Raw genomic sequence first — 24,239 nt, forward strand, 5'->3', positions numbered from 1 at the left:
GCCCAATCTCAAGAAATAAACACGTGTAAATTGTATCAATAATGTGACTATTTCTGCACAAAATACGATGGCTGGTGTTAGCGTTTTTGATGGCGTTCCCAATTTTCTAAACGCGCTTGTTCGCTTTTACGCATTAATACGTAAACAGCTCCTAACCCGCCATGATGACGCTGCGCGCTGTGAAATGCCATCACATTATCTAAATCACGCAGCCACTTATTGATAAAGCTTTTAATGGTTGCTTGGTTGGTGGGATCTGGAGTGCGATCGCCCTTACCGTGGACAATAATGCCGACTCGTATATCATTGCGCATGCAATCTTCTACAAATTGAAACACTTCTCTACGGGCATGCTCTACTGTTTTACGATGCAAGTCCAACCGAGCTTCCACACCATATTTACCTTGGCGCAAGCGCTTGAACACACCATCCTGCACACCTGGCCGCTTGTATTCCAACATATCATTAGGGTCAACGCGCTCGACGTAATCTTGGGATAAATGATTCCGGTCTTCTACTTTAGCAATTAAGGCAGCCTTTTGACGCTCGACAAAGTCAACGTCACCCTGTTTTTTGCCAAGGTAAACCTCGTTTTTTTCCAACGGCCGAATACCTTGAACCTCTTGTGCGAACAAAGAGAAATCGTTGTCGTCCTCTTGCATATCCACCTCAATATCCTCTGCGCTATCACTGCTGCCAAAGACAAAAAAGGCTCCCTAAGGAACCTCAGCAAGCAAGGCGAAAGGAAAGAGCAAACGAAACCCATCCAAACGCTCTAATGACTGTTCTAAAATATACCACCCATTATACCAGTTTCGAGCGCCAACAACGAACACACTTCACGCGCAGCTCTTTAACTGAATAGCGCTTAACCGTTCCGGAAAACTGGAATATGTAATAAACAATAAGGGCGCGATCTCATCAAGACTGTAAACTACAGATACACAAATGGCGTCGGAGTCTCAATTGCCCGCCGCGGTGGCCATACTAGATATCGAACCCCCACTTTAACAACTCCTCCAATGCATCCGCCACCACTGGATCACTCATGTTGTACCAGTTCTGCATTAAAGTAAATGCGAGGCATTGTAACGAGAGAGTATGAACGCAGAGCACAGTCAGCTTTTGGTTTGCACGGTTTCGCTTAACCTTCAAGTGACGACTATAAGATCAGCTCACTCTTCTGGCGAAAAGAGTTAGCTCATGGCGGATTGGAGTTCGTAACCGTACCAAGTTAGCAAAATTGGCTGACTAACCCATTTCACCAAGAGAACGGCAACACTGTCAGTGAAGACCTTTCTGCCTATTTCAATGAGAACTCCTCACCGCTCACACTTTGTTTCAAAGCAAGTATTCGTTTTCTTACCAACGGTACGCTAGGCCGACGTGTAAACCCAGTCCGTCAACTTGATTCGTCGAGTTCTCTAGCGAAATATCGGCATTTGTATATTTAATTTTTACCGACATATCAAGCTGTTGATTTATCGGTGTAGCGATGCCAGTCATTGCCCACCAACCTGAACCATCTCCTTTCTGTTCATCGGAAGAATCAGAATTTTTAACTGATGTAACAGTTAATGCGGTTCGCCCAAAGCCAACCGTAAGTGACGTGAGAGGTGTCAAAGGAAAATATCCTCTAAGTCCTATATCGAGCCCCATCATCCCACTCGCTCTTTCATTCGATTGGTTAACAGAAATAGAGGAGTCAATCGCAAGAGAAATTGGCAGTGCTTCGATAGGAAACCAGTCAGACTCAACACCAAGTACTAACTGATGCCGCTGACCTCCCCAATCAGGGCCGCGATCCACTCCGCCAATATTAAACCCAATTGAGTGCGCAGCTTGCGCAGGATTAAAAACAATACCCAGTAGCAGTGGGCTGAAAAGAACGAGCTTATTCATAGTATGTTTCTCCATTTGTCGTTGGAATCTTATGACGAGACTGTTTAGATAAGTTGCGAATAACGAGTTCGGCGATCACCAAATTAATAGCCCATGCGCTGAGCATACTGATCGTCCTAGTTGTTTCATTAAGCAGGGATGGCATGATGAACCAAGGGATGTGCGTAATAATTTGCGTGCCTGCTCCCATTGCAAGAGCATAGCAGCGGAGCATTGACTGCCAATGAGTGCCATAGCGCCGATAGCAAATAGACACGACTGCTCTGGTAAGAAAAAATATCATTAGCAAGCTAATACCAAAGCGAATATATTCAAGTAACACGGAGTCAAATGGGTTAGTTGTTACATTATCAGTTAGTATTAATGCTGTAATGGTAATTACGTAACCTGATGCAATACTGAAAAAACCAATAATTTTATGAATTATGATTTTTTTATGCGCAGTCATAAACACACACTGCAATAGCATTAACCACATAAAAATAAACGAAGATGAGATGTGTGCATTCCAAACAGCACTATGTTTTTGGAACAGAAGCTCACTTAAGATAATAAGTGAAAGCAGTGAACTAAAAATGATACATATGATGATAAGCGGTTGGTAACGAGACATTTAATTGATCACTATGGTTGTCTTAGTTTTGAACTGAGTGCTAAGTATTACGTCGGTTGTATTTTTGGGGAATAGAAAAGATTGAACGGGGCTTATTTATATATGAATAGCAATATGTTGTTCGATTGGCATTACGCTTACTGTTTTCTGATCGTTGCAGAGACAGGTAGCTTATCATCAGCAGCAAAGCGAATCGGAATATCCCAACCTACACTTGGCCGCAATATTTCGAATTTAGAAGAACAGCTTTCTATGACGCTATTCCATCGTTCTACACAAGGTTTATCCTTAACTCAATCTGGGCGTCAATTACTTATTCATGTAAAAGAGATGCATGAAAGCGCGAACAAGGCTTCATTGCTTGCAGCGGGAACGAGTAAAGATTTCCATGGTAGGGTTTGCATATCTGCAACAGAATGGTTTGCAACCACCTATTTACCCAAATTTATCAAAAAGATGAGAGGCCTTTACTCAAATTTATGTATCGAAGTGGTATCCACAAATGAGTTAACAGACTTGCGAAAACAAGATGCAGATATTGCTATTCGAAACGGCCGCCCTACTGAACCAGACCTTATTGCGAGGAAGGTAGGTATTGAATACTATGGGTTTTATGCAAGCCAAGATTATCTTGAATCTATAGAGTTTTCTGACGAAAGTGTGAACTGGAAATCTATTGATTTTATTGGCTTTCATAAATTTGAACAGTTAGCTTCATTCCTTTCTTCTGAAAGCACTATGTTTAATAATGTTAACATTAGCGCAATGGCTAATAATACTTTAGCCAATTGTGCTTTAATTAAGCAAGGTATCGGTGTTGGCATAGTATCTAACTCTCACGCTAAAAATCATCCAGATTTAATTAAAATTTTAGATAAACATCCTTTACCAAAATCAGAAATATGGTTGGTATCACACCAAGCATTACAAACGAGTGTAAAATTTAAAGCTATCTACGATCATTTGGCCCAATTTTTAATCGAAAATATGCACAATAACTGAACCTGAAAAATTTATGATCTCCGACCTCAGTCAAGTAAATGTGATCTAAGAAACATTCACACAAGTTATTCTACTCCGCTGCGGTGAGTAAAAGCAGTGAAGCTCGTCTATTTCCTGGTTGATGGATGAAATGACGTTTTATAACGGCGTTTTTAAAGTGCAAACATGTTTACGGCTAGGCTCCACTGATACGCTTCAAGACGTGCTTACTACAGGTTCCCAAATCAGAGCAATCCAAAGGAATCAAATGCGTAAACATCAGACCCTTTTACCCAAAAAAGAAGGCCGCTATTTAGCGGCCTTACAAGAGAATTTTTTACATCTTTGATTTTATCTTTGATCAGAACGGTATGTCGTCATCAAAGTCATCAAAGTTTGGTGCTGGCTGTTGCGGCTTAGCTGGCTGCTCTGGCGCTTTAGGTTGAGCAGGCTGCTGTGCCGGAGCGGGTTGCTGCGGCTGGTTGCCCCAGCTACCGAATGACTGCGGTTGAGCGGCTGGAGCTGGCTGCTGCGGCTGACCGTAACCTCCTTGTGCTGGAGGCTGTTGTGGTTGACCGTAGCCTCCTTGATGCGCTGGCTGTGCTGGTTGCTGCGGTGCTGCACCGTATCCGCCTTGCTGTGGCGCGGATTGTTGTGGCTGACCACCGTAACCTCCCCCCATATTATTATCATATCCGCCTTGCTGTCCGTCCGAACGCCCATCAAGCAATTGCATTTCATTCGCAACAATCTCTGTGGTGTAGCGCTTAACGCCATCTTTTTCCCACTCACGAGTACGCAATGAGCCTTCAACGTAAACCTTGGAGCCTTTCTTGATGAAATCCCCCGCGATTTGACCTAGACGGTAGTTACCTCGATCCATAAAAGCGACACGATGCCACTCTGTGCGCTCTTGCATCTGCCCAGTTTGACGGTCACGCCAACTCTCGGTCGTTGCCAAGTTAACATTCGCTACAGCCGCGCCAGATGGCATAAAACGAACTTCGGCATCGCTACCCGCATTACCGATCAAGATTACTTTATTGATTCCACGTGCCATTTGGTCACTCCAATTCTTTTAATCTAAAAATTCTTATCACTGTATGTGCGGCGCTATTTTCTGTAGCGCCGCTTTATCTAGTTGTTTCTTATCTACCTTCAAATAAGCCGTTTGCTCATCTATAAAAATCTGCATCTCTTCCACTCCTTGGATTTGCGTTAATTGTTGCTTTAATCGCTTAACATCTTGCTCGCTATGTGCGGCGATGCTAAAAGCGATACTTCCTAATTGTCGTGGCGCTGGCTGCATCATACTGATCAAAGCCCAACATAACCACAACGCACCGATGACTGAGAACAAAACGGTAACTGAGGTATGCTGAAGTAGCCAGCCTCCTCCTGCACCGCCAATAAATGTCCCCATAAATTGATGCGTAGAGAACACACCCATCGCGGTACCGCGATAACCAACGGGAGCTTGTTTACTAATAACAGAAGGTAAAGTTGCTTCGAGAGTATTGAACGCCACAAAGAACAAGCATACCGTAATTGCGAACATCCACAACTGACCAACCCACTCCATTAGCAGAGTTGTCCCACCCATAACGGCAATAACCAAGGTTAGCACTTGCTTCATCTTGCCTTTACCTTCGGCGGCAATCACTAATGGCAACATAGCCAAAAATGCAAACGCCATCACGATTAAGTACAAGATACTATGCTGCCCCAATGATAAACCGTAACGATTAACTAACATACTAGGGATGGCGACAAATAGAGCAGTTAAACTACCGTGTAGAAGTAGCACACTTACATTGAGAAAGCGCAATCTGGAATCCGCCAATACGCTTCCAAGAGCGACCATATTCGGGGTGGTGTCGCGACGAAACGAATGCTGAGTGGCATTAGGAACCCCCCAAACGACCAGCACAATCCCTACTAGCGAAAACACAAAGGAAAGGTAAAACAAACCTGATAATCCGATCCAACCAAAGAGAACTGGTCCCAATATCAATGACACCATAAATGAGGCACCGATACTGATCCCTACCATCGCCATAGCTTTGGTTCGGCTTTGCTCTTTTGTGACATCGCTAAGCAATGCCATTAGCGTGCTAGCAATGGCTCCAGCACCTTGGATTGCTCGGCCGAAGATCAAGGTCGTAATACTGTCAGCATTGGCGCAAATCACACTCCCCATTGCAAACAACAGCAAACCAAACACGATAACCTTTTTGCGCCCAACCTTATCAGACATCATTCCCATTGGGATCTGTAACACCGCCTGTGTGAAGCCATAAATCCCGATAGCGGCACCTATCAGTGCTGCGTCCGCTCCTTGGAGCCCATCAGCAGCGACGCTTATCACGGGCATAACTAAAAATAAGCCGAGCATACGGAATAGATATACCGTTGCGAGTGCAAGCACAGAACGACGTTCGATGACATCCATAGTAGTTACTACTTACGTATTTGGAGACAATTATAGAAAGAACCGGGATTTTACTAAAAATACCGTTGAAGCTCTATTTCAAGTACTGTAAAAATAGACAGTTATTCTATTTTGAATGATTTTTTCCTTGGTTGCATTTATTTTGGAGACACATGGATACCATTACTATTCGCGGTGCGCGGACTCATAATCTAAAAAATATCGATTTAGACATCCCACGCGACAAGTTGGTAGTGATTACCGGACTATCTGGTTCAGGCAAGTCATCATTAGCTTTTGACACTCTCTACGCTGAGGGTCAACGTCGTTACGTAGAATCGCTCTCGACTTATGCTCGCCAGTTTCTATCCATGATGGACAAGCCCGATATCGACCATATCGAAGGCCTATCTCCCGCAATCTCTATTGAGCAAAAGTCAACATCCCATAACCCGCGCTCTACAGTTGGCACGATTACAGAAATTTATGACTACTTGCGCTTACTGTTTGCACGTGCAGGTCAACCTCGCTGCCCTGACCACGGTGAACCGCTCGAAGCACAAACCATTAGCCAAATGGTGGACAAGGTACTCTCTCTGCCTGAAGACAGCAAGATGATGATGCTAGCTCCTATCATCAAAGATCGCAAAGGTGAGCACTTACACACCATTAGTGAACTACTATCAAAGGGCTTTGTCCGAGCACGCATTGATGGGATAGTGGTCGATTTAGACGATGCGCCTACACTAGAAAAGAACAAAAAACATACCATTGAAGTAGTAATTGACCGCTTTAAAGTTCGTTCGGATCTTCAGCTACGCTTGGCAGAATCATTCGAGACATGTCTCTCTCTATCAGATGGTATTGCTAAGATCATCAACATGGATGATGAAACTGATGAGCATGTTTTCTCCAGTAAGTTCGCCTGTCCTGTGTGCGGATACGCTATTACTGAACTTGAACCGAGAATGTTCTCCTTCAACAACCCTAATGGCGCATGCCAAACCTGTGATGGATTGGGCACTCATCAAGTCTTTGATCCCGATCGAGTTATTCAAAACAGCAGCCTCACGCTCGGAGAAGGTGCAATTCGTGGCTGGGGACGCCGCAGTATATTCTACTTCCAACAACTCAACGCTCTTGCTAATTTCTACGGTTTTGACATCAACCTGAAGTTTCAAGATATCCCTGAGAAATTCCAAGATAAGATTCTTAATGGGTCGGGGAAAGACAAAATAGACTTTGTCTACATTAACGAACGCGGCGACAAAATGACTCGCTCCCATGTCTTTGAAGGCGTACTACCAAATTTAAACCGACGTTATCATGAGACAGAATCCGACAGCGTTCGTGAAGACCTCTCTCAATACATTAGTGTACAGCCCTGCCCTACGTGTCAGGGCACTCGCCTAAACCGATCAGCTCGAAATGTTTTCATTTCTCAGGAAACCTTACCTGACATTGTTAAGAAACCAATCGCTGAATGTTTGCAATACTTTGAAACGCTACAGCTGACGGGTTCCCGTGGCGAAATAGCTTCTAAAATTTTAAAAGAGATCCGAGATCGCCTGACCTTTCTCGTGAATGTCGGCCTCGATTATTTAACACTCGACCGCAAAGCAGACTCCTTGTCAGGTGGCGAAGCACAACGTATCCGCCTTGCCAGCCAAATCGGTGCTGGCCTTGTAGGCGTAATGTATATCCTAGACGAACCATCAATCGGCCTACATCAACGAGACAACGAGCGCCTTATAGCTACCCTAACGCGACTACGTGATTTAGGTAATACCGTGATCGTTGTAGAACACGATGAAGATGCAATTCGAATTGCAGACCACGTCGTCGACATCGGCCCAGGAGCAGGTGTACATGGCGGACAAATAATCGCATCTGGCACACCAGAAGATATCATGGCATGTAAGAGCTCTATAACAGGACAGTTTTTAACTGGTCAACGCAAAATAGAGATACCAGCATTGCGTCATCAAGCGATAGAAGGAAAACAATTAACGCTCCACGGCGCCCACGGCAACAACTTGAACGATGTCACTCTGAATATACCAGTTGGCGTTATGACTTGTGTAACAGGTGTATCAGGGTCAGGGAAATCAACATTAATCAACGGCACATTGTTCCCTTTAGCTGCAACGGCGCTCAATGGAGCAACGACTCTCAAAGCAGCGGGCTATGAAAAAATAGAAGGCCTTGATCACTTCGATAAGTGTGTAGACATCGATCAAAGCCCAATCGGGCGAACACCAAGATCCAACCCAGCGACTTATACGGGTATCTTCACCCCCATGCGGGAGCTTTTCGCAGCAACACAGGAAGCTCGATCGAGAGGATATAAACCTGGGCGCTTTTCATTCAATGTCAAAGGGGGCCGATGTGAAGCGTGTCAAGGAGACGGCGTCATCAAAGTGGAGATGCACTTTCTGCCGGATGTATACGTTCCTTGTGACGTTTGTAAAGGCCATCGTTACAATCGAGAAACCCTTGAAGTCACCTACAAAGGAAAGAACATTCATGAATGCTTATCAATGACTATTGAAGATGCACGCGAATTTTTCGATCCTGTGCCGTCTATTGCTCGAAAGTTACAGACGCTAATGGACGTTGGACTTGGTTACATTCGCCTAGGTCAAGCCGCCACAACGCTATCGGGCGGTGAAGCACAACGCGTTAAACTGGCAAAAGAGCTTTCCAAACGGGACACTGGGAAAACACTGTATATACTTGATGAACCTACTACTGGATTACATTTTGCAGATATAGAATTACTTCTCGATGTACTTCATCGATTGCGTGACCATGGCAATACTGTCGTTGTTATCGAACACAACTTAGATGTCATTAAAACTGCAGATTGGATTATAGACCTAGGACCAGAGGGCGGCAGTGGCGGAGGCTATATTATTGCCGAAGGCACTCCCGAAACGGTTGCGACGTCGAGCACTTCCCATACTGCTCGCTTCCTTAAAGATATGCTGTAAGTACAATGCTCAACATCCCCATGCCTTAACAACAAAAAAAGGGACTGCAATGCAGTCCCTTTTTAGTATTAGATCTGAACTATTTCGAACCGAATACTGAAACGAAAAAGGCCGAGTATTAACTCGGCCTTTTTACGCAAATGCTAATTACTCAGCGTCTGCAGCTTCCGCAACTGGACGATCGACCAGTTCAACGTAAGCCATAGGTGCATTGTCACCTGCACGGAATCCACATTTTAGAATGCGAACATAACCGCCAGGACGACCTTGGTAACGAGGACCAAGCTCAGAGAACAATTTACCTACTGCATCTTTGCTACGAGTATGTGCAAAGGCTAGGCGACGATTCGCAACGGAATCTTCTTTCGCCAATGTGATCAAAGGCTCAGCAACGCGACGAAGTTCTTTGGCTTTCGGCAACGTAGTTTTGATAACTTCGTGCTCGAATAAAGAAGCAGCCATGTTTTTGAACATCGCTTTACGATGTGAGCTAGTACGGTTTAAGTGACGTCCACTCTTACGATGACGCATTTTACATTCCTTACCAAACTACGGTGGTCAGGGAACAATGATCTAGCGAGCTAGAACTTTGCTATCGTCTTTTAAGCTAGCCGGTGGCCAGTTTTCAAGACGCATTCCCAAAGACAGACCGCGCTGTGCTAAAACATCTTTAATTTCAGTTAATGATTTCTTACCTAGGTTTGGCGTTTTAAGTAGCTCAACCTCTGTACGTTGAATCAAATCACCAATGTAATAGATGTTCTCCGCTTTCAGACAGTTAGCACTGCGAACGGTTAGCTCAAGATCATCAACCGGGCGTAGCAAAATCGGATCAATCTCATCCTCTTCTTCTTCAACAACTGCTTCGCTTTCGCTCTCAAGCGCAACGAATACTGCAATTTGCTGTTGTAGAATCGTCGCTGCACGGCGGATAGCTTCTTCAGGGTCGATAGTACCATTAGACTCGATGTCAATGACAAGCTTGTCTAGGTCGGTACGCTGCTCAACACGAGCATTCTCAACACTGTAAGCCACACGACGAACAGGACTAAAAGAGGCATCCAGCTGCAAGCGACCAATAGGACGAGTCTCATCGTCGCCAGCAACACGAGCGTCAGCAGGCTCATAACCGCGACCACGAGACACTTTGATCTGCATATTTAGCTCTGCAGTATCATCCAAGTGACAAATTACGTGATCAGGATTAGAGATCTCAGAATCAGTCACTAGCTGAATGTCTCCAGCAGTTACGACACCAGGACCTTTCTTACTAAGTGTTAGAGTTGCTTCATCTTGCCCGTGTAGAGCGATCGCAACTCCTTTTAGGTTAAGAAGAATTTCAATAACGTCTTCTTTTACCCCTTCAATCGCACTGTACTCATGCAATACACCGTCGATTTCGACTTCGACAATTGCACAACCAGGCATAGAAGACAAAAGAATGCGGCGCAACGCGTTGCCCAATGTATGTCCGAAGCCACGTTCTAGCGGCTGCAGGGTCACTTTGGCGCGAGTTTGCCCTAACTCTTGTACTTCGATGTTGCGTGGGGTTAACAATTCGCTCACTGAACGCTGCATAGATCCACCTATTTCTTAATCCTAACCATTTAGCTATTACTTAGAGTAAAGCTCGACGATTAGGTTCTCATTAATTTCAGCTGACAAATCGGCACGCTCTGGCGCAGCTTTGTAAGTTGCTTCCAGTTTAGTTGCATCAACCTCGATCCAATGGATCGGCGAGCGATTCTTAGATAGCTCTACTGCGTTTTGTACACGCAACTGCTTCTTAGCTTTTTCACGGATAGCTACCACATCACCAGCTTTTACTTGGTAAGAAGCGATATTAACCGTTTCGCCGTTCACTAGGATGGCTTTGTGGCCAACTAGCTGACGAGCTTCCGCACGTGTAGAGCCGAAGCCTGCACGGTAAACAACATTATCTAGACGTGATTCCAAAAGTTGCAGAAGGTTTTCACCTGTTGCACCTTTGATTCGAGCAGCGTCTTTGTAGTAGTTGCGGAATTGTTTCTCTAGAACGCCGTACATACGACGAACTTTTTGTTTTTCACGAAGCTGTAGACCGTAATCAGAAAGACGACCACGACGTGCACCGTGCACACCTGGAACTGTTTCTGCTTTACATTTTGATTCTAGAGCGCGTGAACCACTTTTAAGTTGTAAGTCTGTGCCTTCACGACGAGACAATTTACAAGTTGGACCTAAATAACGAGCCATGTGTCTGTCTCCTCTTAAACGCGACGTTTCTTAGGCGGACGGCAACCATTGTGCGGGATTGGCGTCACGTCTGTGATGTTGTTGATGCGCAGACCCAATGCATTTAATGCACGAACTGCGGATTCACGACCAGGACCAGGGCCCTTGATCATAACGTCAACGTTCTTTAGGCCGAACTCTTGAGCAGCAGCTCCGGCACGTTCTGCAGCTACTTGAGCCGCAAATGGTGTACTTTTACGAGAACCGCGGAAACCAGAACCACCTGCTGTAGCCCAAGACAAAGCGTTGCCTTGGCGGTCGGTGATAGTCACGATCGTATTGTTAAAAGACGCGTGTACATGAGCAACACCGTCGACGACCGTCTTTTTGACTTTTTTCTTGGTACTGCGCGTTGCTGGCTTAGCCATATTGCACTTTTCCTATATCTAATGCTCAGCTCTAGCAGACTTAATGCACTAGAGCGAAACGCGTTGAATTACTTACGAATAGGCTTACGAGGACCTTTTCGTGTACGAGCGTTCGTTTTGGTACGTTGACCACGAACTGGTAAGCTGCGGCGGTGACGGATGCCACGGTTACAGCCTAAGTCCATCAGACGTTTGATAGACATACTGACTTCACGGCGGAGGTCACCTTCTACAGTAAACTTAGCAACTTCGCCACGTAGACGGTCGAGTACTTCATCGCTCAAAGAACCGATTTTAGCGGTTTCTTCGATATCTGCTGCTTGGCAGATAGCTTGAGAGCGAGTGCGACCGATCCCGAAGATGTAAGTTAGAGAAATGACCGCATGTTTATTGTCAGGAATATTGACACCGGCTATACGGGCCATTCACTTTACTCCGTTGTTATGGATGAATAATTCATCACTTTGCTTTCATGAGGGCGGCTGATTATGCCAGCAACGCGGACAAAAATCAACCACCCTCCCATCATAGAATAATCTAGCTATTAGCCTTGACGCTGTTTGTGTCGTGGCTCAGAGCAGATCACTCGAACTGAGCCGTTACGACGAACGACTTTACAGTTACGACAGATTTTCTTTACAGATGCACGTACTTTCATGTTCAACTCCAACCTATGCTTAACGCATTAGGCCATTTGGACCATAACCAGTCAGATTAGACTTCTTCATTAATGATTCGTATTGATGACTCATCAAATGACTTTGCACTTGTGACATGAAGTCCATTACTACAACCACTACGATTAACATCGAAGTACCACCGAAGTAGAAAGGGACATTCCACGCAACGACAAAGAATTGAGGCATCAATGACACTAGAGTGATATACAAGGCACCAAATAGCGTCAAACGAGTCATAACACCGTCAATATATCGAGCGGTATGGTCGCCTGGACGAATGCCCGGCAGGAACGCACCGGACTTTTTCAAGTTATCTGCCACATCTTTAGGGTTGAACACCAGTGCTGTATAAAAGAAGCAAAAGAATACAATTGCTATCGCAAACAACAGCACATAGAGCGGTTGCCCAGGAGCTAGAGCCAGAGAAATATTCTGCAGCCATTCCATGCCCTCACCTTGACCGAACCATTGGCCGATCGAAGCTGGGAACAAAAGAATACTAGAAGCAAAGATTGGCGGTATAACACCTGCCATGTTCACTTTTAGTGGCAAATGACTCTTTTGTGCGGCAAACACCTTTTTACCTTGCTGACGCTTGGCATAATTAACCGTAATACGGCGCTGTCCACGTTCGATGAAAACAACGAATGCGACAGTCGCTATAGCGAGTACACCAATCAACAACAAAGCAAGGATATTGATATCACCTTGACGGGCCGATTCAAAAGAACGTCCTAGAGCAGATGGCAAGCCCGCAACGATACCAGCAAAGATAAGGATCGAAATACCATTACCTATACCTTTCTCGGTTACTTGCTCACCCAGCCACATTAGGAATACCGTACCAGCAACAAGCGTTACCACTGCAACAGCGTAAAACTCGATACCGGAACTGAAGGAAATTCCTTGGCTAGCAAGACCTACGGCCATACTAGCGGACTGAACCAAAGCAAGAAGAACGGTGCCGTAACGCGTATACTGCGTAATCTTACGACGACCAGCTTCACCTTCTTTCTTTAGCTGCTCTAGCTGCGGGCTCACCACTGTCAACAACTGCATAATGATCGAGGCAGAAATGTAGGGCAGGATACCCAGAGCAAAAATACTCATACGTTCCAATGCCCCGCCTGAGAATACATTAAATAGACTCAGGATTGTGCCTTCATTCTGGTCGAACAGGGCAGACAAACGATCCGGATTGATACCGGGAACCGGAATGTGTGCACCAATTCGATATACAATAATTGCTATAAAAACAAAACGAATACGAGACCAAAGTTCACCTAGTCCGTTCTGCATTCCAGCTGGTAGTGAGCCACGCTTTGACATCTATTCCTCGACTTTTCCGCCAGCTGCTTCAATGGCAGCACGAGCACCTTTAGTAACCTTAAGACCACGTACCGTCACTGCCTTGTCGATAGAACCTGACAAGATAACGCGAGCAGACTTAATTTTGTCACCTAAGATGTCGGCACCTTTAAGAGCAGCCAAATCTACAACTTCTGCATTCACTGCGGCGAGTTCGTTAAGACGAACTTCAGCTACATACTTAGCCTGACGTGAAGTGAAACCAAATTTTGGCAGACGACGCTGCAAAGGCATTTGACCGCCCTCAAAACCAGGTTTTACCGAGCCACCTGAGCGAGACTTAAGACCTTTATGGCCACGTCCACCCGTTTTGCCCAGACCGCTACCGATACCGCGGCCAACACGTTTAGGAGCATGCTTGCTACCTTCGCCAGGACGAATGGTATTTAGGAACATGTTATTCTCCTACCACTTTAACCATGTAATAAACTTTATTGATCATGCCACGAACAGAAGGAGTATCTTCTAGTTCACGACGTTGACCAATCTTTTTAAGACCCAAGCCTTTAACTGTTTCACGGTGCTTTGGAAGACGACCGATAGGGCTACGAGTCAATTCTACTGTGATGGTATTGTTAGCCATTTCACATTACCCCAAAATTTGATCGACAGACTTACCGCGTTTCGCAGCAATTTGCTCTGGTGCACGCATGTCAGCCAAACCTTTAATCGTTGCTTGAACAACGTTAATAGGGTTAGTTGAGCCGTAACACTTAGCCAATACGTTGTGCACACCAGCGATTTCTAGAACCGCACGCATTGCACCACCCGCGATAATACCAGTACCTTGAGAAGCCGGTTGCATGTACACTTTAGATGCACCGTGAACCGCTTTAACTGGGTACTGTAGTGTGTCGCCATTCAGAGCAACAGACACCATATTGCGACGCGCTTGCTCCATCGCTTTCTGGATTGCTTGAGGCACTTCACGTGCTTTACCACGTCCGTAACCTACTTTACCGTTACCATCACCTACGACTGTCAAAGCAGTGAAAGAGAAGATACGACCACCCTTCACAACTTTAGCAACGCGGTTTACTTGTACTAGCTTCTCTTGAAGATCGCTAGTTTGTTGTTCGTTAACTGCCATTTGCTACCCCTTAGAACTCTAGACCGGCTTCACGTGCTGCATCTGCAAGCACCTGAACGCGACCGTGGTATTTAAAGCCTGAACGGTCAAACGCTACGGTGCTCACACCAGCTTCTTTTGCACGCTCAGCGATCAGAGCACCCACTTTAGCTGCTGCGTCTTTATTGCCAGTCGCAGAAGAACGTAGGCACGCATCTAGAGTAGAAGCGCTTGCTAGCACTTTGCTACCGCATGGCGAAATAACTTGTGCATACATGTGACGTGGGGTGCGATTTACAGTAAGGCGATTCGCACCTAGGTCACGAATATGCAAACGTGCGCGGCGCGCACGACGAATCCGAGATTGTTTCTTAGTGTTCATGAATGCTTACCTACTATTTTTTCTTAGCTTCTTTACGACGAACAACTTCATCAGCATAACGAACACCTTTACCTTTATATGGCTCTGGTGGACGGAAACCGCGAACTTCAGCCGCTGCTTGCCCTAGGGCTTGCTTGTCGATGCCACGAAGAATGACTTCAGTTTGAGATGCACACTCGGCAGTAATACCTGACGGCAACTCGTAATCTACAGGGTGTGAGAAACCTAAAGATAGGTTAAGAACATTACCTTTTACCGCAGCACGGTAACCAACACCTTGTAATAGTAGACGCTTCTCAAAGCCCTGAGTCACACCAACAACCATGTTGTTAACAAGTGCGCGCGTTGTACCCGCTAGGGCACGGCTTTGTTTTGCACCATCACGTGGTGCAAAAGTTAGAACGTTATCTTCTTTACTTACTTCAACGCTTGTGTGTACGTTAAGCTCTAGTGAACCTTTGCCACCTTTTACAGCAACAGCTTGGCCATTTAGAGTAACTTCTACACCACTAGGAAGCGTCACGGGACTTTTAGCAACTCGAGACATACTAACTCCTAGAATACTGTGCAGATTACTTCGCCACCGATGCCGGCAGCGCGAGCAGCGCGGTCAGTCATCACACCTTTAGAAGTAGAGATAATTGCGACCCCTAGGCCGGCCTCTACTTTTGGTAGCTCAGCTGTTGCTTTATAAGAGCGTAAGCTTGGGCGTGAAGCGCGTTTAATTTCTTCGATAACTGGCTTACCGTCGAAGTATTTCAACTCAATCGTAAGAGTTGGTTTGACACCTTCTTCAACACTCACGCCAGTTACGTAACCTTCTTCGCAAAGAACGTTAGCAACAGACACCTTCATTTTTGATGAAGGCATTGAAACAGATGTCTTTGCAGCCATCTGTCCGTTACGAATACGAGTGATCATATCCGCAATAGTATCTTGCATACTCATTTAAGAGCTCCTAATAGAAAAAACCATTGTGCAGCAAATAGAGCTCGCGCATAGTACACAGCAGCGAACGGAATGTCCAGCTTTTGGACACCCGCTCACTGCAATGTATTATGATCGCGCTCTACTTGCTTACCAACTAGCTTTCTTCAAGCCTGGTACATCACCACGCATCGCTGCTTCACGTAGCTTGATACGAGACAAGCCGAAGCGGCGGTATACGCCATGAGGACGACCAGTAACCTGACAACGGTTACGTTGGCGAGAAGAAGATGAATCGCGTGGAAGCGCTTGTAATTTAAGCGTTGCTTCCCACTTTTCATCGTCCGATGCATTAACGTCGTTAATGATCGCTTTTAGAGCAGCACGCTTCTCAGCATACTTAGCTACTAATTTTGCGCGCTTAGCTTCGCGTTGAATCATTGAGATTTTAGCCATGATTCCTACCTCTTATTTCTTGAAAGGGAAACTAAAGGCGGCTAGCAAAGCACGACCTTCTTCGTCGGTACGAGCAGTAGTAGTAATGGTAATATCCATACCGCGTACACGGTCTACTTTATCGTAATCGATCTCTGGGAAGATGATCTGCTCTTTAACACCCATACTGTAGTTACCACGACCATCGAATGACTTCGGGTTTAAACCACGGAAGTCACGGATACGAGGGATAGCAACGTCAACCAAACGGTCGAAGAAATCCCACATACGGTCGCCGCGTAGAGTAACTTTACAACCGATCGGATAACCGTCACGGATTTTAAAGCCTGCAACTGATTTGCGAGCTTTCGTTACTACCACTTTCTGGCCGCTCAGTGCTGTAAGATCATTTACCGCATTTTCAAGAAGTTTCTTGTCTGCGATAGCTTCACCAACACCCATGTTCAACGTGATTTTAGTGATTTTAGGCACTTCCATTACGTTTTTGTAGTCAAACTGTTCAGTCAGCTTTGCGACTACTTGATCTTTATATACTTGCTTAAGTCTCGCCATGGCTATAATTCTCGCTCTTAGGCGTCGATCGCTTCACTGTTAGACTTGAAAACACGCACTTTTGTGCCGTCTTCATTCACTTTAAAGCCGACGCGATCCGCTTTACCTGTAGCATTGTTAAAAATGGCTACGTTAGAAACCTGGATAGGTGCTTCTTTTTCAACGATACCGCCAGTCGTGCCCTTCATAGGGTTTGGCTTCTCGTGTTTCTTGATCATATTGATACCTGAAACAACGACGCGATTCTCGTCTACTACTTTAACAACTTTGCCGCGTTTGCCTTTATCTTTACCAGCAATTACTACGACTTCGTCGTCACGTTTGATTTTGCGCATTTTTGGTCCCCTCCCTCTTACAGCACTTCTGGTGCAAGAGAAACAATTTTCATGAATTGCTCTGTACGCAACTCACGTGTCACAGGGCCAAAGATACGAGTACCAATTGGTTGCCCTGAAGCATTCAGTAGAACCGCAGAGTTTACATCAAAGCGGATCACGGAGCCATCTGGACGACGCACACCTTTCTTCGTTCTAACGACAACAGCATTTAGAACTTGGCCTTTCTTAACACGACCACGAGGGATCGCTTCTTTAACTGTGACCTTGATAATGTCACCGATAGCAGCATAACGACGATGAGAGCCACCCAGTACTTTAATACACTGAACGCGCTTTGCGCCGCTGTTATCTGCTACATCAAGCATCGATTCTGTTTGAATCATTACTGCTCTCCAATCAAATTAGATAACAAGTCTCATGAAGGAAGAAGCTGCTTATACAGCAGCTGCTTTCTCAACAACCTGAACCAGTTTCCAAGTTTTAGTCTTGGAATAAGGACGTGTTTCCACAACCTTAACTGTATCGCCTACTTGGCACTCGTTGTTTTCATCATGAGCGTGCAGTTTAGATGAACGACGAACGAATTTACCGTATAAAGGGTGACGTTCCGTACGCTCAACTAGTACCACGATGGACTTATCCATCTTATCGCTAACTACTTTACCAGTAGCTGTACGAGCTTGAGTTTCAACACTTGCCATCTTAGTTACCTGCCTTATCGTTTAGCACGGTTTTAACACGTGCGATATTGCGGCGAACTTGCGAGAGCAAATGAGTTTGAGCCAACTGACCAGTGGCCTTCTGCATGCGCAGAGTAAATTGCTCACGTAGCAGTTCGATCAAGGTCTGCTGTAGCTCAGCTACAGACTTTTCTTGCAATTCTTTTGCTTTCATCTACATCACCGTACGCGTTACGAAAGTTGTGGATAGAGGAAGCTTAGCAGCTGCCAACGCGAAAGCTTCGCGTGCTAGCTGTTCGGAAACGCCCTCAACTTCATAAAGCATCTTGCCAGGTTGAATCTGAGCAACCCAGTATTCTACGCTACCCTTACCTTTACCCTGACGAACCTCTAGAGGCTTCTGGGTAATCGGCTTATCAGGGAATACACGAATCCAGATTTTACCACCACGTTTGATGTGACGAGTCATTGCACGACGCGCCGCTTCAATTTGACGAGCAGTAATACGACCACGTTCGGTCGATTTCAATCCGAATTCACCAAAGCTAACTTGGTTACCGCGAAGAGCTAGACCGCGGTTACGGCCTTTTTGCATCTTACGGAACTTAGTACGTTTCGGCTGTAACATGACTTACCCCCTACTTAGACTTCTTCTTTTGTGCGCCTTTCTCAGCACGCACTTGTTCAATACCGCCCAAGATTTCGCCTTTGAAGATCCACGTCTTAACGCCAATAATGCCGTAAGTCGTGCTTGCTTCATAAGTAGCGTAGTCAATGTCAGCGCGTAGAGTGTGTAGAGGCACACGACCTTCGCGGTACCACTCTGCACGTGCAATCTCTGCACCGCCCAGACGACCACTTACCTGAACCTTGATACCTTTCGCACCAGCACGCATTGCATTTTGCACTGCACGCTTCATAGCGCGACGGAACATCACGCGACGCTCTAGTTGGCCCGCAATGTTTTGCGCTACCAATTTAGCATCTAGTTCTGGCTTACGAATTTCCTCGATGTTGATGTGAACAGGTACGCCCATCATCCCAGAAACTGCATTACGTAGTTTCTCAACATCTTCGCCCTTCTTACCAATCACAATGCCCGGACGAGCTGTGTGAATAGTAATTCGTGCAGTTTGTGCAGGACGCTGAATCTCAATGCGAGAAACAGAAGCCTGTACTAATTTTTCTTCTAGGTACTTACGAACCTGAAGATCGTTTAATAATTGCTTAGAGTAGTTTTGGTTGTTCGCATACCAAGTAGAAGTATGATCTTTAACTATCCCTAGGCGAATTCCAGTTGGATGAACCTTCTGACCCATTGGGTTTCTCCTAATTAGTCAGCGACTTTAACTGTAATATGGCAACCGCGTTTAAGAATACGGTCAGCACGGCCTTTAGCTCGAGCTTTAATACGTTTCAGAGTCATTGCCTCATCAACGAATACCGTAGACACACGCAAGTCATCGATATCAGCACCTTCGTTATGCTCAGCGTTTGCTACAGCAGACTCCAGTACTTTCTTGACAATTGCTGCCGCCTTTTTAGGACTGAACGCCAAAATGTTCAGTGCTTCGCTTACAGATTTGCCGCGGATTTGATCTGCTACCAAACGGGCCTTCTGCGCTGAGAGGCGAGCACCCTTCAATGAAGCGCTTACTTCACTCATGTTAATACCCCTTAATTACCGTTTGGCCTTTTTGTCCGCAGCATGACCCTTATACGTACGGGTCGGAGCGAACTCACCCAATTTATGACCGACCATGTCTTCAGATACTAGAACTGGGACATGTTGGCGACCATTATGGACTGCGATTGTCAACCCTACGAATTCAGGGAAGATTGTAGAACGGCGCGACCAAGTTTTAATTGGACGACGGTCATTCTTTTCTGCCGCAGCCTCTACCTTTTTCAACAAATGAAGGTCGATAAAAGGACCTTTTTTTAGTGAACGTGGCACAGTCGTTTCCTCTTATTACTTAGTACGACGACGTACAATAAGTTTATCAGTACGCTTGTTCTTGCGTGTTTTGTAACCCTTAGTAGGGACACCCCAAGGTGTAACTGGGTGACGACCACCAGAGCTACGACCTTCACCACCACCGTGAGGGTGATCTACCGGGTTCATAGCTGCACCACGAACCGTAGGACGAACACCACGCCAGCGCTTAGCACCAGCTTTACCCAAAACACGTAGAATGTGTTCAGAGTTGGATACTTCACCTAACGTTGCGCGACATTCAGTTAGAACCTTACGCATTTCACCTGAACGTAGGCGAAGAGTTACGTAACGACCTTCACGGGCAACAAGCTGAGCAGAAGCACCAGCAGAACGTGCGATTTGCGCACCTTTACCTGGCTTAAGCTCGATACAGTGAACCACACTACCAACTGGAATATTTTGCAAAGGCAAGCTATTACCAGCTTTGATTGGAGCACCTGCACCGTTGGAAACAACAGAACCAGCTTCCATACCTTTGGAAGCGATAATGTAACGACGTTCACCATCAGCATACTTAACTAATGCAATATTCGCAGAACGGTTTGGATCATATTCCAAACGCTCAACTACCGCAGGGATACCATCTTTGTTACGACGGAAATCTACGATACGGTAATGCTGCTTATGACCACCACCTACGTGACGCGTAGTGATGCGTCCGTTGTTGTTACGACCACCTGATTTGCTCTTTTTGTCTAGCAAAGGAGCGTATGGCGCGCCTTTATGCAAATCATTGTTAACAACTTTAACAACGTGACGACGGCCTGCAGACGTTGGCTTACTTTTTACAACAGCCATTGACCTATCTCCCCTTATTCAGCGCCCAAGAAATCAATTTCTTGGCCTTCTGCCAAACGTACGTACGCTTTTTTAACGTCACTACGCTTGCCTAGACCACGAACTGTACGCTTTGTTTTACCTTTTTGGTTCAACGTACGAACAGACTCTACTTTGACTTCAAACAACGCTTCGATTGCTTGTTTAATCTCTGGTTTAGTTGCGTCATTCGTTACGCGGAAAACGTACTGACCATTGCCTTCGGCAACGATAGTCGCTTTCTCAGAGATATGTGGACCTAACAACACTTTATATATGCGTTCGCCGATCATGCTAGTGCCTCCTCAACTTGTTTCAGAGCACCAACTGTCACCAACACTTTGTCGTAAGCAATCAAGCTAACAGGGTCAACAGACGCTGCATCAAGAACGTCAACGTTTGGAATGTTACGCGCAGCTAGGAACAAGTTATCGTCCAGCTCGTGCGCAACTACAAGCGCGTTATCAACATTCAATTCAGCCATTTTAGCTTTGAAAAGCTTAGTTTTTGGAGCTTCGATAGAAAGCTCTTCAACTACAACAAGACGGTCTTGACGAGCTAGCTCGGACCAGATGGTGCGCATTGCTGCACGATACATCTTCTTGTTTACTTTCTGAGAGTGATCTTGTGTTTTCGCAGCGAACGTAACGCCACCAGAACGCCATAGCGGACTACGGATCGTACCGGCACGAGCTCGACCAGAACCTTTTTGTTTCCAAGGTTTGCGACCACCACCAGCCACTTCAGAGCGAGTTTTCTGAGCACGAGTACCTTGACGAGCACCAGCCAGGTAAGAAGTAACAACCTGGTGAACTAGCGCTTCGTTGTATTCACGCGCGAAGGTTACATCAGAAACTTCTACAGTTCCCTCAGCACCTGTTAGATTCAAGTTCATTGTCTACCCCTCTTAGCGAGCTTTAACTGCTGGTTGAACGATTACGTCACCATTAACAGCGCCAGGAACCGCACCTTTTACAAGGATAAGGTTACGCTCAGCATCAACACGAACAACTTCAAGCGATTGAGTCGTTACTTGAGCTGCGCCCATGTGACCAGCCATCTTTTTGCCTTTCCAAACACGGCCAGGTGTTTGACATTGACCGATGGAACCAGGAGCACGGTGAGACAATGAGTTACCGTGAGTAGCATCTTGTGTGCTGAAGTTGTGACGTTTAACGCCACCTTGGAAGCCTTTACCTTTTGATTGACCAGTAACATCAACCTTAGTTAGAGCTTCGAAATCCGCAACTGTTAGCTCATCGCCAACATTGATTTCTTTTTCGTCACCAGACAAGCGGAACTCCCACAAACCACGACCTGCCTCAACACTAGCTTTTGCAAAGTGACCTGCTGCAGCTTTTGTTACTCGGCTTGCACGGCGAGTACCAACAGTAACTTGAACAGCTGAATAGCCGTCAGTGTCTGCAGTTTTCACCTGTGTTACGCGGTTCGGTTCAACCTCGATGACGGTTACTGGCACGGATACACCGTCTTCATTGAAGATACGTGTCATTCCGGCTTTACGTCCGACTAATTGAATAGCCATTTTATACCTCAATTGCCAGTTGTGTACGGGGCTATCACCCGCTACGGCTGACCATTCCAGATCATTCCACTAATGTGCTTAGGCCAACAGATACCTGTTGGTTATCGCACCCCTAAAACTTTGAGCATTAACCCAAAGAAATTTGTACTTCCACGCCTGCCGCAAGATCTAGTTTCATCAAGGCATCAACTGTTTTTTCAGTTGGTTCAACGATGTCTAGAACACGTTTGTGAGTACGGATTTCATATTGATCACGCGCATCTTTGTTTACGTGAGGAGAAACCAATACTGTGTAACGTTCTTTGCGAGTAGGAAGTGGAATTGGACCACGTACTTGAGCGCCTGTGCGCTTAGCAGTGTCCACAATCTCTTGCGTTGAAGCATCAATCAAACGATGATCGAAAGCTTTCAAGCGAATACGGATTTTTTGGCTTTGCATTTCCAACTCCAAATACTATGTTCGATAGGCCGATTGTATAAAACTTAACCTACCATCCTTATTTAAGGACGGCGAATGTTAGCCGCTTACAAATTGGTTGTCAAGTAACCAATTAAAACAGCACATACAAAAAAGGCCGCCCTACGAGCGACCTTTTTGACTAACAGTTCTTAATGCGTAAAAGCAAAATTACTTAAGAACTTTTGCTACAACACCAGCACCAACTGTACGACCACCTTCACGAATCGCGAAACGAAGACCTTCGTCCATTGCGATTGGGTGAATTAGAGTAACAGTCATTTGGATGTTGTCGCCAGGCATTACCATTTCTACGCCTTCTGGAAGCTCACAAGCACCAGTTACGTCAGTTGTACGGAAGTAGAACTGTGGGCGGTAACCTTTAAAGAATGGCGTGTGACGACCACCTTCATCTTTAGACAGAACGTAAACTTCTGCTTCAAACTCAGTGTGAGGAGTGATAGAACCAGGCTTCGCTAGTACTTGACCACGCTGAACGTCGTCACGCTTAGTACCACGCAATAGTACACCACAGTTCTCACCTGCACGGCCTTCGTCTAGAAGCTTACGGAACATCTCAACACCAGTACAAGTTGTTTTCGTAGTATCTTTGATACCAACGATTTCAACTTCTTCACCAACTTTGATGATACCGCGCTCAACACGACCTGTAACAACCGTACCACGACCTTGGATAGAGAATACGTCCTCGATAGGCATGATGAATGCACCGTCGATTGCACGCTCTGGCTCTGGGATGTAGTTATCTAGAGCTTCAACTAGTTTAGTTACAGCTGTAGTTCCCATTTCATTGTCGTCTTGACCGTTAAGAGCCATTAGAGCAGAACCTGGGATGATTGGAGTGTCATCACCTGGGAAGTCGTACTCAGATAGAAGATCACGTAGTTCCATTTCTACAAGCTCTTGCATCTCTGCGTATTCTTCAGTATCCGCACCGCCACAGTCTTCAGCAAGAAGGTCTGCTTTGTTTAGGAATACTACGATGTATGGTACACCTACTTGACGAGAAAGAAGGATGTGCTCACGAGTTTGAGGCATTGGACCGTCAGTCGCACCACAAACAAGGATCGCGCCGTCCATTTGAGCCGCACCAGTGATCATGTTTTTAACATAATCGGCGTGTCCAGGACAGTCTACGTGTGCATAGTGACGAGTTGGAGAATCGTACTCAACGTGAGACGTTGCGATTGTGATACCACGCTCACGCTCTTCTGGAGCATTATCGATACCGTCAAATGCTACAGCTGTACCGCCAAATACTTCAGCACATACACGAGTAAGTGCTGCTGTTAGGGTAGTTTTACCGTGGTCAACGTGACCGATTGTACCAACGTTAACGTGTGGTTTACTACGTTCGAACTTTGCTTTTGCCATGATACATACACC

36 protein-coding genes are annotated in these 24,239 nt (G+C 45.7%); 2 read left to right on the forward strand and 34 right to left on the reverse strand.

What is annotated here, in order from left to right; genetic code table 11:
* Positions 1-77: 77 nt before the first annotated feature.
* The 3 genes from smrA to DN730_RS17025 form a co-directional block, all read right to left on the reverse strand.
* Positions 78-662, reverse strand: coding sequence for a DNA endonuclease SmrA (gene smrA / locus DN730_RS17015; protein WP_115469349.1), 585 nt, complete (start codon positions 660-662; stop codon positions 78-80).
* Between the two features lie 700 nt (positions 663-1,362).
* The gene (locus tag DN730_RS17020) at positions 1,363-1,902 is read right to left on the reverse strand and encodes an outer membrane beta-barrel protein (protein ID WP_115469350.1); all 540 of its coding nucleotides are present in this window, start codon (positions 1,900-1,902) and stop codon (positions 1,363-1,365) included.
* Complete coding sequence (locus DN730_RS17025; RefSeq protein ID WP_115469351.1) at positions 1,895-2,515, reverse strand: DUF2306 domain-containing protein; 621 nt, start codon at positions 2,513-2,515, stop codon at positions 1,895-1,897. The genes DN730_RS17020 and DN730_RS17025 overlap by 8 nt, the downstream gene beginning before the upstream one ends.
* Positions 2,516-2,629: 114 nt before the next feature.
* Between DN730_RS17025 and DN730_RS17030 the strand changes: the two genes are divergently transcribed.
* Positions 2,630-3,517 (forward strand): LysR family transcriptional regulator, encoded by an 888-nt coding sequence (locus tag DN730_RS17030; protein WP_158541234.1) that lies wholly within the window; start codon positions 2,630-2,632, stop codon positions 3,515-3,517.
* A 340-nt stretch (positions 3,518-3,857) separates the two neighbouring features.
* Here the strand turns inward: DN730_RS17030 and ssb are convergent, their stop codons facing one another.
* Entirely contained in the window at positions 3,858-4,556 is a 699-nt protein-coding gene (ssb, locus tag DN730_RS17040) for a single-stranded DNA-binding protein (protein WP_115469354.1), read from the reverse strand.
* 36 nt (positions 4,557-4,592) lie between these two features.
* Positions 4,593-5,948, reverse strand: a complete 1,356-nt coding sequence (locus DN730_RS17045) for an MFS transporter (protein WP_115469355.1) — start codon at positions 5,946-5,948, stop codon at positions 4,593-4,595.
* Between the two features lie 152 nt (positions 5,949-6,100).
* Between DN730_RS17045 and uvrA the strand changes: the two genes are divergently transcribed.
* Positions 6,101-8,920, forward strand: a complete 2,820-nt coding sequence (gene uvrA, locus DN730_RS17050; RefSeq protein WP_115469356.1) for an excinuclease ABC subunit UvrA — start codon at positions 6,101-6,103, stop codon at positions 8,918-8,920.
* A gap of 147 nt (positions 8,921-9,067) precedes the next feature.
* Here the strand turns inward: uvrA and rplQ are convergent, their stop codons facing one another.
* The 29 genes from rplQ to tuf all read right to left on the reverse strand — a co-directional run bounded on the left by rplQ (position 9,068) and on the right by tuf (position 24,227).
* Positions 9,068-9,451: a 50S ribosomal protein L17 gene (rplQ, locus tag DN730_RS17055; RefSeq protein WP_115469357.1), complete on the reverse strand. Its 384-nt coding sequence runs from the start codon at positions 9,449-9,451 to the stop codon at positions 9,068-9,070.
* 42 nt (positions 9,452-9,493) lie between these two features.
* A complete protein-coding gene (locus tag DN730_RS17060) occupies positions 9,494-10,498 on the reverse strand; it encodes a DNA-directed RNA polymerase subunit alpha (protein WP_115469358.1) in 1,005 nt (334 codons plus the stop codon).
* Positions 10,499-10,534: 36 nt separating this feature from the next.
* A complete protein-coding gene (gene rpsD, locus DN730_RS17065) occupies positions 10,535-11,155 on the reverse strand; it encodes a 30S ribosomal protein S4 (RefSeq protein ID WP_115469359.1) in 621 nt (206 codons plus the stop codon).
* A 14-nt stretch (positions 11,156-11,169) separates the two neighbouring features.
* A complete protein-coding gene (gene rpsK, locus DN730_RS17070; RefSeq protein ID WP_115469360.1) occupies positions 11,170-11,562 on the reverse strand; it encodes a 30S ribosomal protein S11 in 393 nt (130 codons plus the stop codon).
* Between the two features lie 68 nt (positions 11,563-11,630).
* Positions 11,631-11,987: a 30S ribosomal protein S13 gene (rpsM, locus tag DN730_RS17075; protein WP_115469361.1), complete on the reverse strand. Its 357-nt coding sequence runs from the start codon at positions 11,985-11,987 to the stop codon at positions 11,631-11,633.
* Positions 11,988-12,106: 119 nt separating this feature from the next.
* Entirely contained in the window at positions 12,107-12,220 is a 114-nt protein-coding gene (gene rpmJ / locus DN730_RS17080; protein ID WP_087611427.1) for a 50S ribosomal protein L36, read from the reverse strand.
* A gap of 19 nt (positions 12,221-12,239) precedes the next feature.
* Entirely contained in the window at positions 12,240-13,571 is a 1,332-nt protein-coding gene (secY, locus tag DN730_RS17085) for a preprotein translocase subunit SecY (RefSeq protein ID WP_115469362.1), read from the reverse strand.
* Entirely contained in the window at positions 13,572-14,006 is a 435-nt protein-coding gene (rplO, locus tag DN730_RS17090) for a 50S ribosomal protein L15 (RefSeq protein ID WP_115469363.1), read from the reverse strand.
* A 1-nt stretch (position 14,007) separates the two neighbouring features.
* Complete coding sequence (gene rpmD, locus DN730_RS17095; RefSeq protein WP_067223468.1) at positions 14,008-14,193, reverse strand: 50S ribosomal protein L30; 186 nt, start codon at positions 14,191-14,193, stop codon at positions 14,008-14,010.
* A 6-nt stretch (positions 14,194-14,199) separates the two neighbouring features.
* The gene (rpsE, locus tag DN730_RS17100) at positions 14,200-14,700 is read right to left on the reverse strand and encodes a 30S ribosomal protein S5 (RefSeq protein ID WP_115469364.1); all 501 of its coding nucleotides are present in this window, start codon (positions 14,698-14,700) and stop codon (positions 14,200-14,202) included.
* A 10-nt stretch (positions 14,701-14,710) separates the two neighbouring features.
* Positions 14,711-15,061: a 50S ribosomal protein L18 gene (gene rplR / locus DN730_RS17105; protein ID WP_115469365.1), complete on the reverse strand. Its 351-nt coding sequence runs from the start codon at positions 15,059-15,061 to the stop codon at positions 14,711-14,713.
* A gap of 13 nt (positions 15,062-15,074) precedes the next feature.
* Positions 15,075-15,608 carry a 50S ribosomal protein L6 gene (gene rplF / locus DN730_RS17110; protein WP_115469366.1) on the reverse strand — a complete coding sequence of 178 codons (534 nt, stop codon included), beginning with the start codon at positions 15,606-15,608 and terminating at the stop codon, positions 15,075-15,077.
* Between the two features lie 8 nt (positions 15,609-15,616).
* Positions 15,617-16,009, reverse strand: coding sequence for a 30S ribosomal protein S8 (gene rpsH, locus DN730_RS17115; protein WP_115469367.1), 393 nt, complete (start codon positions 16,007-16,009; stop codon positions 15,617-15,619).
* Positions 16,010-16,138: 129 nt separating this feature from the next.
* Positions 16,139-16,444: a 30S ribosomal protein S14 gene (gene rpsN / locus DN730_RS17120; RefSeq protein WP_115469368.1), complete on the reverse strand. Its 306-nt coding sequence runs from the start codon at positions 16,442-16,444 to the stop codon at positions 16,139-16,141.
* Positions 16,445-16,456: 12 nt separating this feature from the next.
* Complete coding sequence (gene rplE, locus DN730_RS17125) at positions 16,457-16,996, reverse strand: 50S ribosomal protein L5 (RefSeq protein ID WP_055462814.1); 540 nt, start codon at positions 16,994-16,996, stop codon at positions 16,457-16,459.
* 17 nt (positions 16,997-17,013) lie between these two features.
* Positions 17,014-17,331 carry a 50S ribosomal protein L24 gene (gene rplX, locus DN730_RS17130; protein ID WP_115469369.1) on the reverse strand — a complete coding sequence of 106 codons (318 nt, stop codon included), beginning with the start codon at positions 17,329-17,331 and terminating at the stop codon, positions 17,014-17,016.
* Between the two features lie 17 nt (positions 17,332-17,348).
* A complete protein-coding gene (gene rplN / locus DN730_RS17135; RefSeq protein WP_113875592.1) occupies positions 17,349-17,717 on the reverse strand; it encodes a 50S ribosomal protein L14 in 369 nt (122 codons plus the stop codon).
* A gap of 51 nt (positions 17,718-17,768) precedes the next feature.
* Positions 17,769-18,035, reverse strand: a complete 267-nt coding sequence (rpsQ, locus tag DN730_RS17140; RefSeq protein ID WP_055462811.1) for a 30S ribosomal protein S17 — start codon at positions 18,033-18,035, stop codon at positions 17,769-17,771.
* Between the two features lies 1 nt (position 18,036).
* Positions 18,037-18,228 carry a 50S ribosomal protein L29 gene (gene rpmC / locus DN730_RS17145; RefSeq protein ID WP_055462810.1) on the reverse strand — a complete coding sequence of 64 codons (192 nt, stop codon included), beginning with the start codon at positions 18,226-18,228 and terminating at the stop codon, positions 18,037-18,039.
* Positions 18,229-18,642 (reverse strand): 50S ribosomal protein L16, encoded by a 414-nt coding sequence (gene rplP / locus DN730_RS17150; RefSeq protein WP_013797835.1) that lies wholly within the window; start codon positions 18,640-18,642, stop codon positions 18,229-18,231.
* Between the two features lie 10 nt (positions 18,643-18,652).
* Positions 18,653-19,333 (reverse strand): 30S ribosomal protein S3, encoded by a 681-nt coding sequence (gene rpsC, locus DN730_RS17155; protein WP_115469370.1) that lies wholly within the window; start codon positions 19,331-19,333, stop codon positions 18,653-18,655.
* A 14-nt stretch (positions 19,334-19,347) separates the two neighbouring features.
* A complete protein-coding gene (rplV, locus tag DN730_RS17160) occupies positions 19,348-19,680 on the reverse strand; it encodes a 50S ribosomal protein L22 (RefSeq protein WP_115469371.1) in 333 nt (110 codons plus the stop codon).
* A 15-nt stretch (positions 19,681-19,695) separates the two neighbouring features.
* Positions 19,696-19,971, reverse strand: a complete 276-nt coding sequence (gene rpsS / locus DN730_RS17165) for a 30S ribosomal protein S19 (protein ID WP_115469372.1) — start codon at positions 19,969-19,971, stop codon at positions 19,696-19,698.
* Positions 19,972-19,986: 15 nt separating this feature from the next.
* The gene (gene rplB / locus DN730_RS17170; RefSeq protein WP_115469373.1) at positions 19,987-20,811 is read right to left on the reverse strand and encodes a 50S ribosomal protein L2; all 825 of its coding nucleotides are present in this window, start codon (positions 20,809-20,811) and stop codon (positions 19,987-19,989) included.
* A gap of 14 nt (positions 20,812-20,825) precedes the next feature.
* On the reverse strand, positions 20,826-21,122 hold the full coding sequence (gene rplW, locus DN730_RS17175) for a 50S ribosomal protein L23 (protein ID WP_115469374.1): 297 nt from the start codon (positions 21,120-21,122) through the stop codon (positions 20,826-20,828).
* Positions 21,119-21,724, reverse strand: a complete 606-nt coding sequence (gene rplD, locus DN730_RS17180) for a 50S ribosomal protein L4 (protein ID WP_115469375.1) — start codon at positions 21,722-21,724, stop codon at positions 21,119-21,121. The genes rplW and rplD overlap by 4 nt, the downstream gene beginning before the upstream one ends.
* A gap of 12 nt (positions 21,725-21,736) precedes the next feature.
* The gene (rplC, locus tag DN730_RS17185) at positions 21,737-22,375 is read right to left on the reverse strand and encodes a 50S ribosomal protein L3 (RefSeq protein WP_115469376.1); all 639 of its coding nucleotides are present in this window, start codon (positions 22,373-22,375) and stop codon (positions 21,737-21,739) included.
* Positions 22,376-22,502: 127 nt separating this feature from the next.
* Entirely contained in the window at positions 22,503-22,814 is a 312-nt protein-coding gene (gene rpsJ, locus DN730_RS17190) for a 30S ribosomal protein S10 (RefSeq protein ID WP_067207662.1), read from the reverse strand.
* A 189-nt stretch (positions 22,815-23,003) separates the two neighbouring features.
* A complete protein-coding gene (tuf, locus tag DN730_RS17195) occupies positions 23,004-24,227 on the reverse strand; it encodes an elongation factor Tu (protein ID WP_115469377.1) in 1,224 nt (407 codons plus the stop codon).
* Between the last annotated feature and the right edge of the window lie 12 nt (positions 24,228-24,239).

The organism is Marinomonas piezotolerans (genome assembly GCF_003362755.1).
Taxonomy (GTDB): domain Bacteria; phylum Pseudomonadota; class Gammaproteobacteria; order Pseudomonadales; family Marinomonadaceae; genus Marinomonas; species Marinomonas piezotolerans.

Coding starts and splice junctions, on each gene's coding strand:
- smrA (WP_115469349.1), bottom strand. CDS start 662: ATGCAAGAGGACGACAACGATTTCTCTTTGTTCGCACAAGAGGTTCAA.
- DN730_RS17020 (WP_115469350.1), bottom strand. CDS start 1,902: ATGAATAAGCTCGTTCTTTTCAGCCCACTGCTACTGGGTATTGTTTTT.
- DN730_RS17025 (WP_115469351.1), bottom strand. CDS start 2,515: ATGTCTCGTTACCAACCGCTTATCATCATATGTATCATTTTTAGTTCA.
- DN730_RS17030 (WP_158541234.1), top strand. CDS start 2,630: ATGTTGTTCGATTGGCATTACGCTTACTGTTTTCTGATCGTTGCAGAG.
- ssb (WP_115469354.1), bottom strand. CDS start 4,556: ATGGCACGTGGAATCAATAAAGTAATCTTGATCGGTAATGCGGGTAGC.
- DN730_RS17045 (WP_115469355.1), bottom strand. CDS start 5,948: ATGGATGTCATCGAACGTCGTTCTGTGCTTGCACTCGCAACGGTATAT.
- uvrA (WP_115469356.1), top strand. CDS start 6,101: ATGGATACCATTACTATTCGCGGTGCGCGGACTCATAATCTAAAAAAT.
- rplQ (WP_115469357.1), bottom strand. CDS start 9,451: ATGCGTCATCGTAAGAGTGGACGTCACTTAAACCGTACTAGCTCACAT.
- DN730_RS17060 (WP_115469358.1), bottom strand. CDS start 10,498: ATGCAGCGTTCAGTGAGCGAATTGTTAACCCCACGCAACATCGAAGTA.
- rpsD (WP_115469359.1), bottom strand. CDS start 11,155: ATGGCTCGTTATTTAGGTCCAACTTGTAAATTGTCTCGTCGTGAAGGC.
- rpsK (WP_115469360.1), bottom strand. CDS start 11,562: ATGGCTAAGCCAGCAACGCGCAGTACCAAGAAAAAAGTCAAAAAGACG.
- rpsM (WP_115469361.1), bottom strand. CDS start 11,987: ATGGCCCGTATAGCCGGTGTCAATATTCCTGACAATAAACATGCGGTC.
- rpmJ (WP_087611427.1), bottom strand. CDS start 12,220: ATGAAAGTACGTGCATCTGTAAAGAAAATCTGTCGTAACTGTAAAGTC.
- secY (WP_115469362.1), bottom strand. CDS start 13,571: ATGTCAAAGCGTGGCTCACTACCAGCTGGAATGCAGAACGGACTAGGT.
- rplO (WP_115469363.1), bottom strand. CDS start 14,006: ATGTTCCTAAATACCATTCGTCCTGGCGAAGGTAGCAAGCATGCTCCT.
- rpmD (WP_067223468.1), bottom strand. CDS start 14,193: ATGGCTAACAATACCATCACAGTAGAATTGACTCGTAGCCCTATCGGT.
- rpsE (WP_115469364.1), bottom strand. CDS start 14,700: ATGGCAGTTAACGAACAACAAACTAGCGATCTTCAAGAGAAGCTAGTA.
- rplR (WP_115469365.1), bottom strand. CDS start 15,061: ATGAACACTAAGAAACAATCTCGGATTCGTCGTGCGCGCCGCGCACGT.
- rplF (WP_115469366.1), bottom strand. CDS start 15,608: ATGTCTCGAGTTGCTAAAAGTCCCGTGACGCTTCCTAGTGGTGTAGAA.
- rpsH (WP_115469367.1), bottom strand. CDS start 16,009: ATGAGTATGCAAGATACTATTGCGGATATGATCACTCGTATTCGTAAC.
- rpsN (WP_115469368.1), bottom strand. CDS start 16,444: ATGGCTAAAATCTCAATGATTCAACGCGAAGCTAAGCGCGCAAAATTA.
- rplE (WP_055462814.1), bottom strand. CDS start 16,996: ATGGCGAGACTTAAGCAAGTATATAAAGATCAAGTAGTCGCAAAGCTG.
- rplX (WP_115469369.1), bottom strand. CDS start 17,331: ATGCGCAAAATCAAACGTGACGACGAAGTCGTAGTAATTGCTGGTAAA.
- rplN (WP_113875592.1), bottom strand. CDS start 17,717: ATGATTCAAACAGAATCGATGCTTGATGTAGCAGATAACAGCGGCGCA.
- rpsQ (WP_055462811.1), bottom strand. CDS start 18,035: ATGGCAAGTGTTGAAACTCAAGCTCGTACAGCTACTGGTAAAGTAGTT.
- rpmC (WP_055462810.1), bottom strand. CDS start 18,228: ATGAAAGCAAAAGAATTGCAAGAAAAGTCTGTAGCTGAGCTACAGCAG.
- rplP (WP_013797835.1), bottom strand. CDS start 18,642: ATGTTACAGCCGAAACGTACTAAGTTCCGTAAGATGCAAAAAGGCCGT.
- rpsC (WP_115469370.1), bottom strand. CDS start 19,333: ATGGGTCAGAAGGTTCATCCAACTGGAATTCGCCTAGGGATAGTTAAA.
- rplV (WP_115469371.1), bottom strand. CDS start 19,680: ATGAGTGAAGTAAGCGCTTCATTGAAGGGTGCTCGCCTCTCAGCGCAG.
- rplB (WP_115469373.1), bottom strand. CDS start 20,811: ATGGCTGTTGTAAAAAGTAAGCCAACGTCTGCAGGCCGTCGTCACGTT.
- rplW (WP_115469374.1), bottom strand. CDS start 21,122: ATGATCGGCGAACGCATATATAAAGTGTTGTTAGGTCCACATATCTCT.
- rplD (WP_115469375.1), bottom strand. CDS start 21,724: ATGAACTTGAATCTAACAGGTGCTGAGGGAACTGTAGAAGTTTCTGAT.
- rplC (WP_115469376.1), bottom strand. CDS start 22,375: ATGGCTATTCAATTAGTCGGACGTAAAGCCGGAATGACACGTATCTTC.
- rpsJ (WP_067207662.1), bottom strand. CDS start 22,814: ATGCAAAGCCAAAAAATCCGTATTCGCTTGAAAGCTTTCGATCATCGT.
- tuf (WP_115469377.1), bottom strand. CDS start 24,227: ATGGCAAAAGCAAAGTTCGAACGTAGTAAACCACACGTTAACGTTGGT.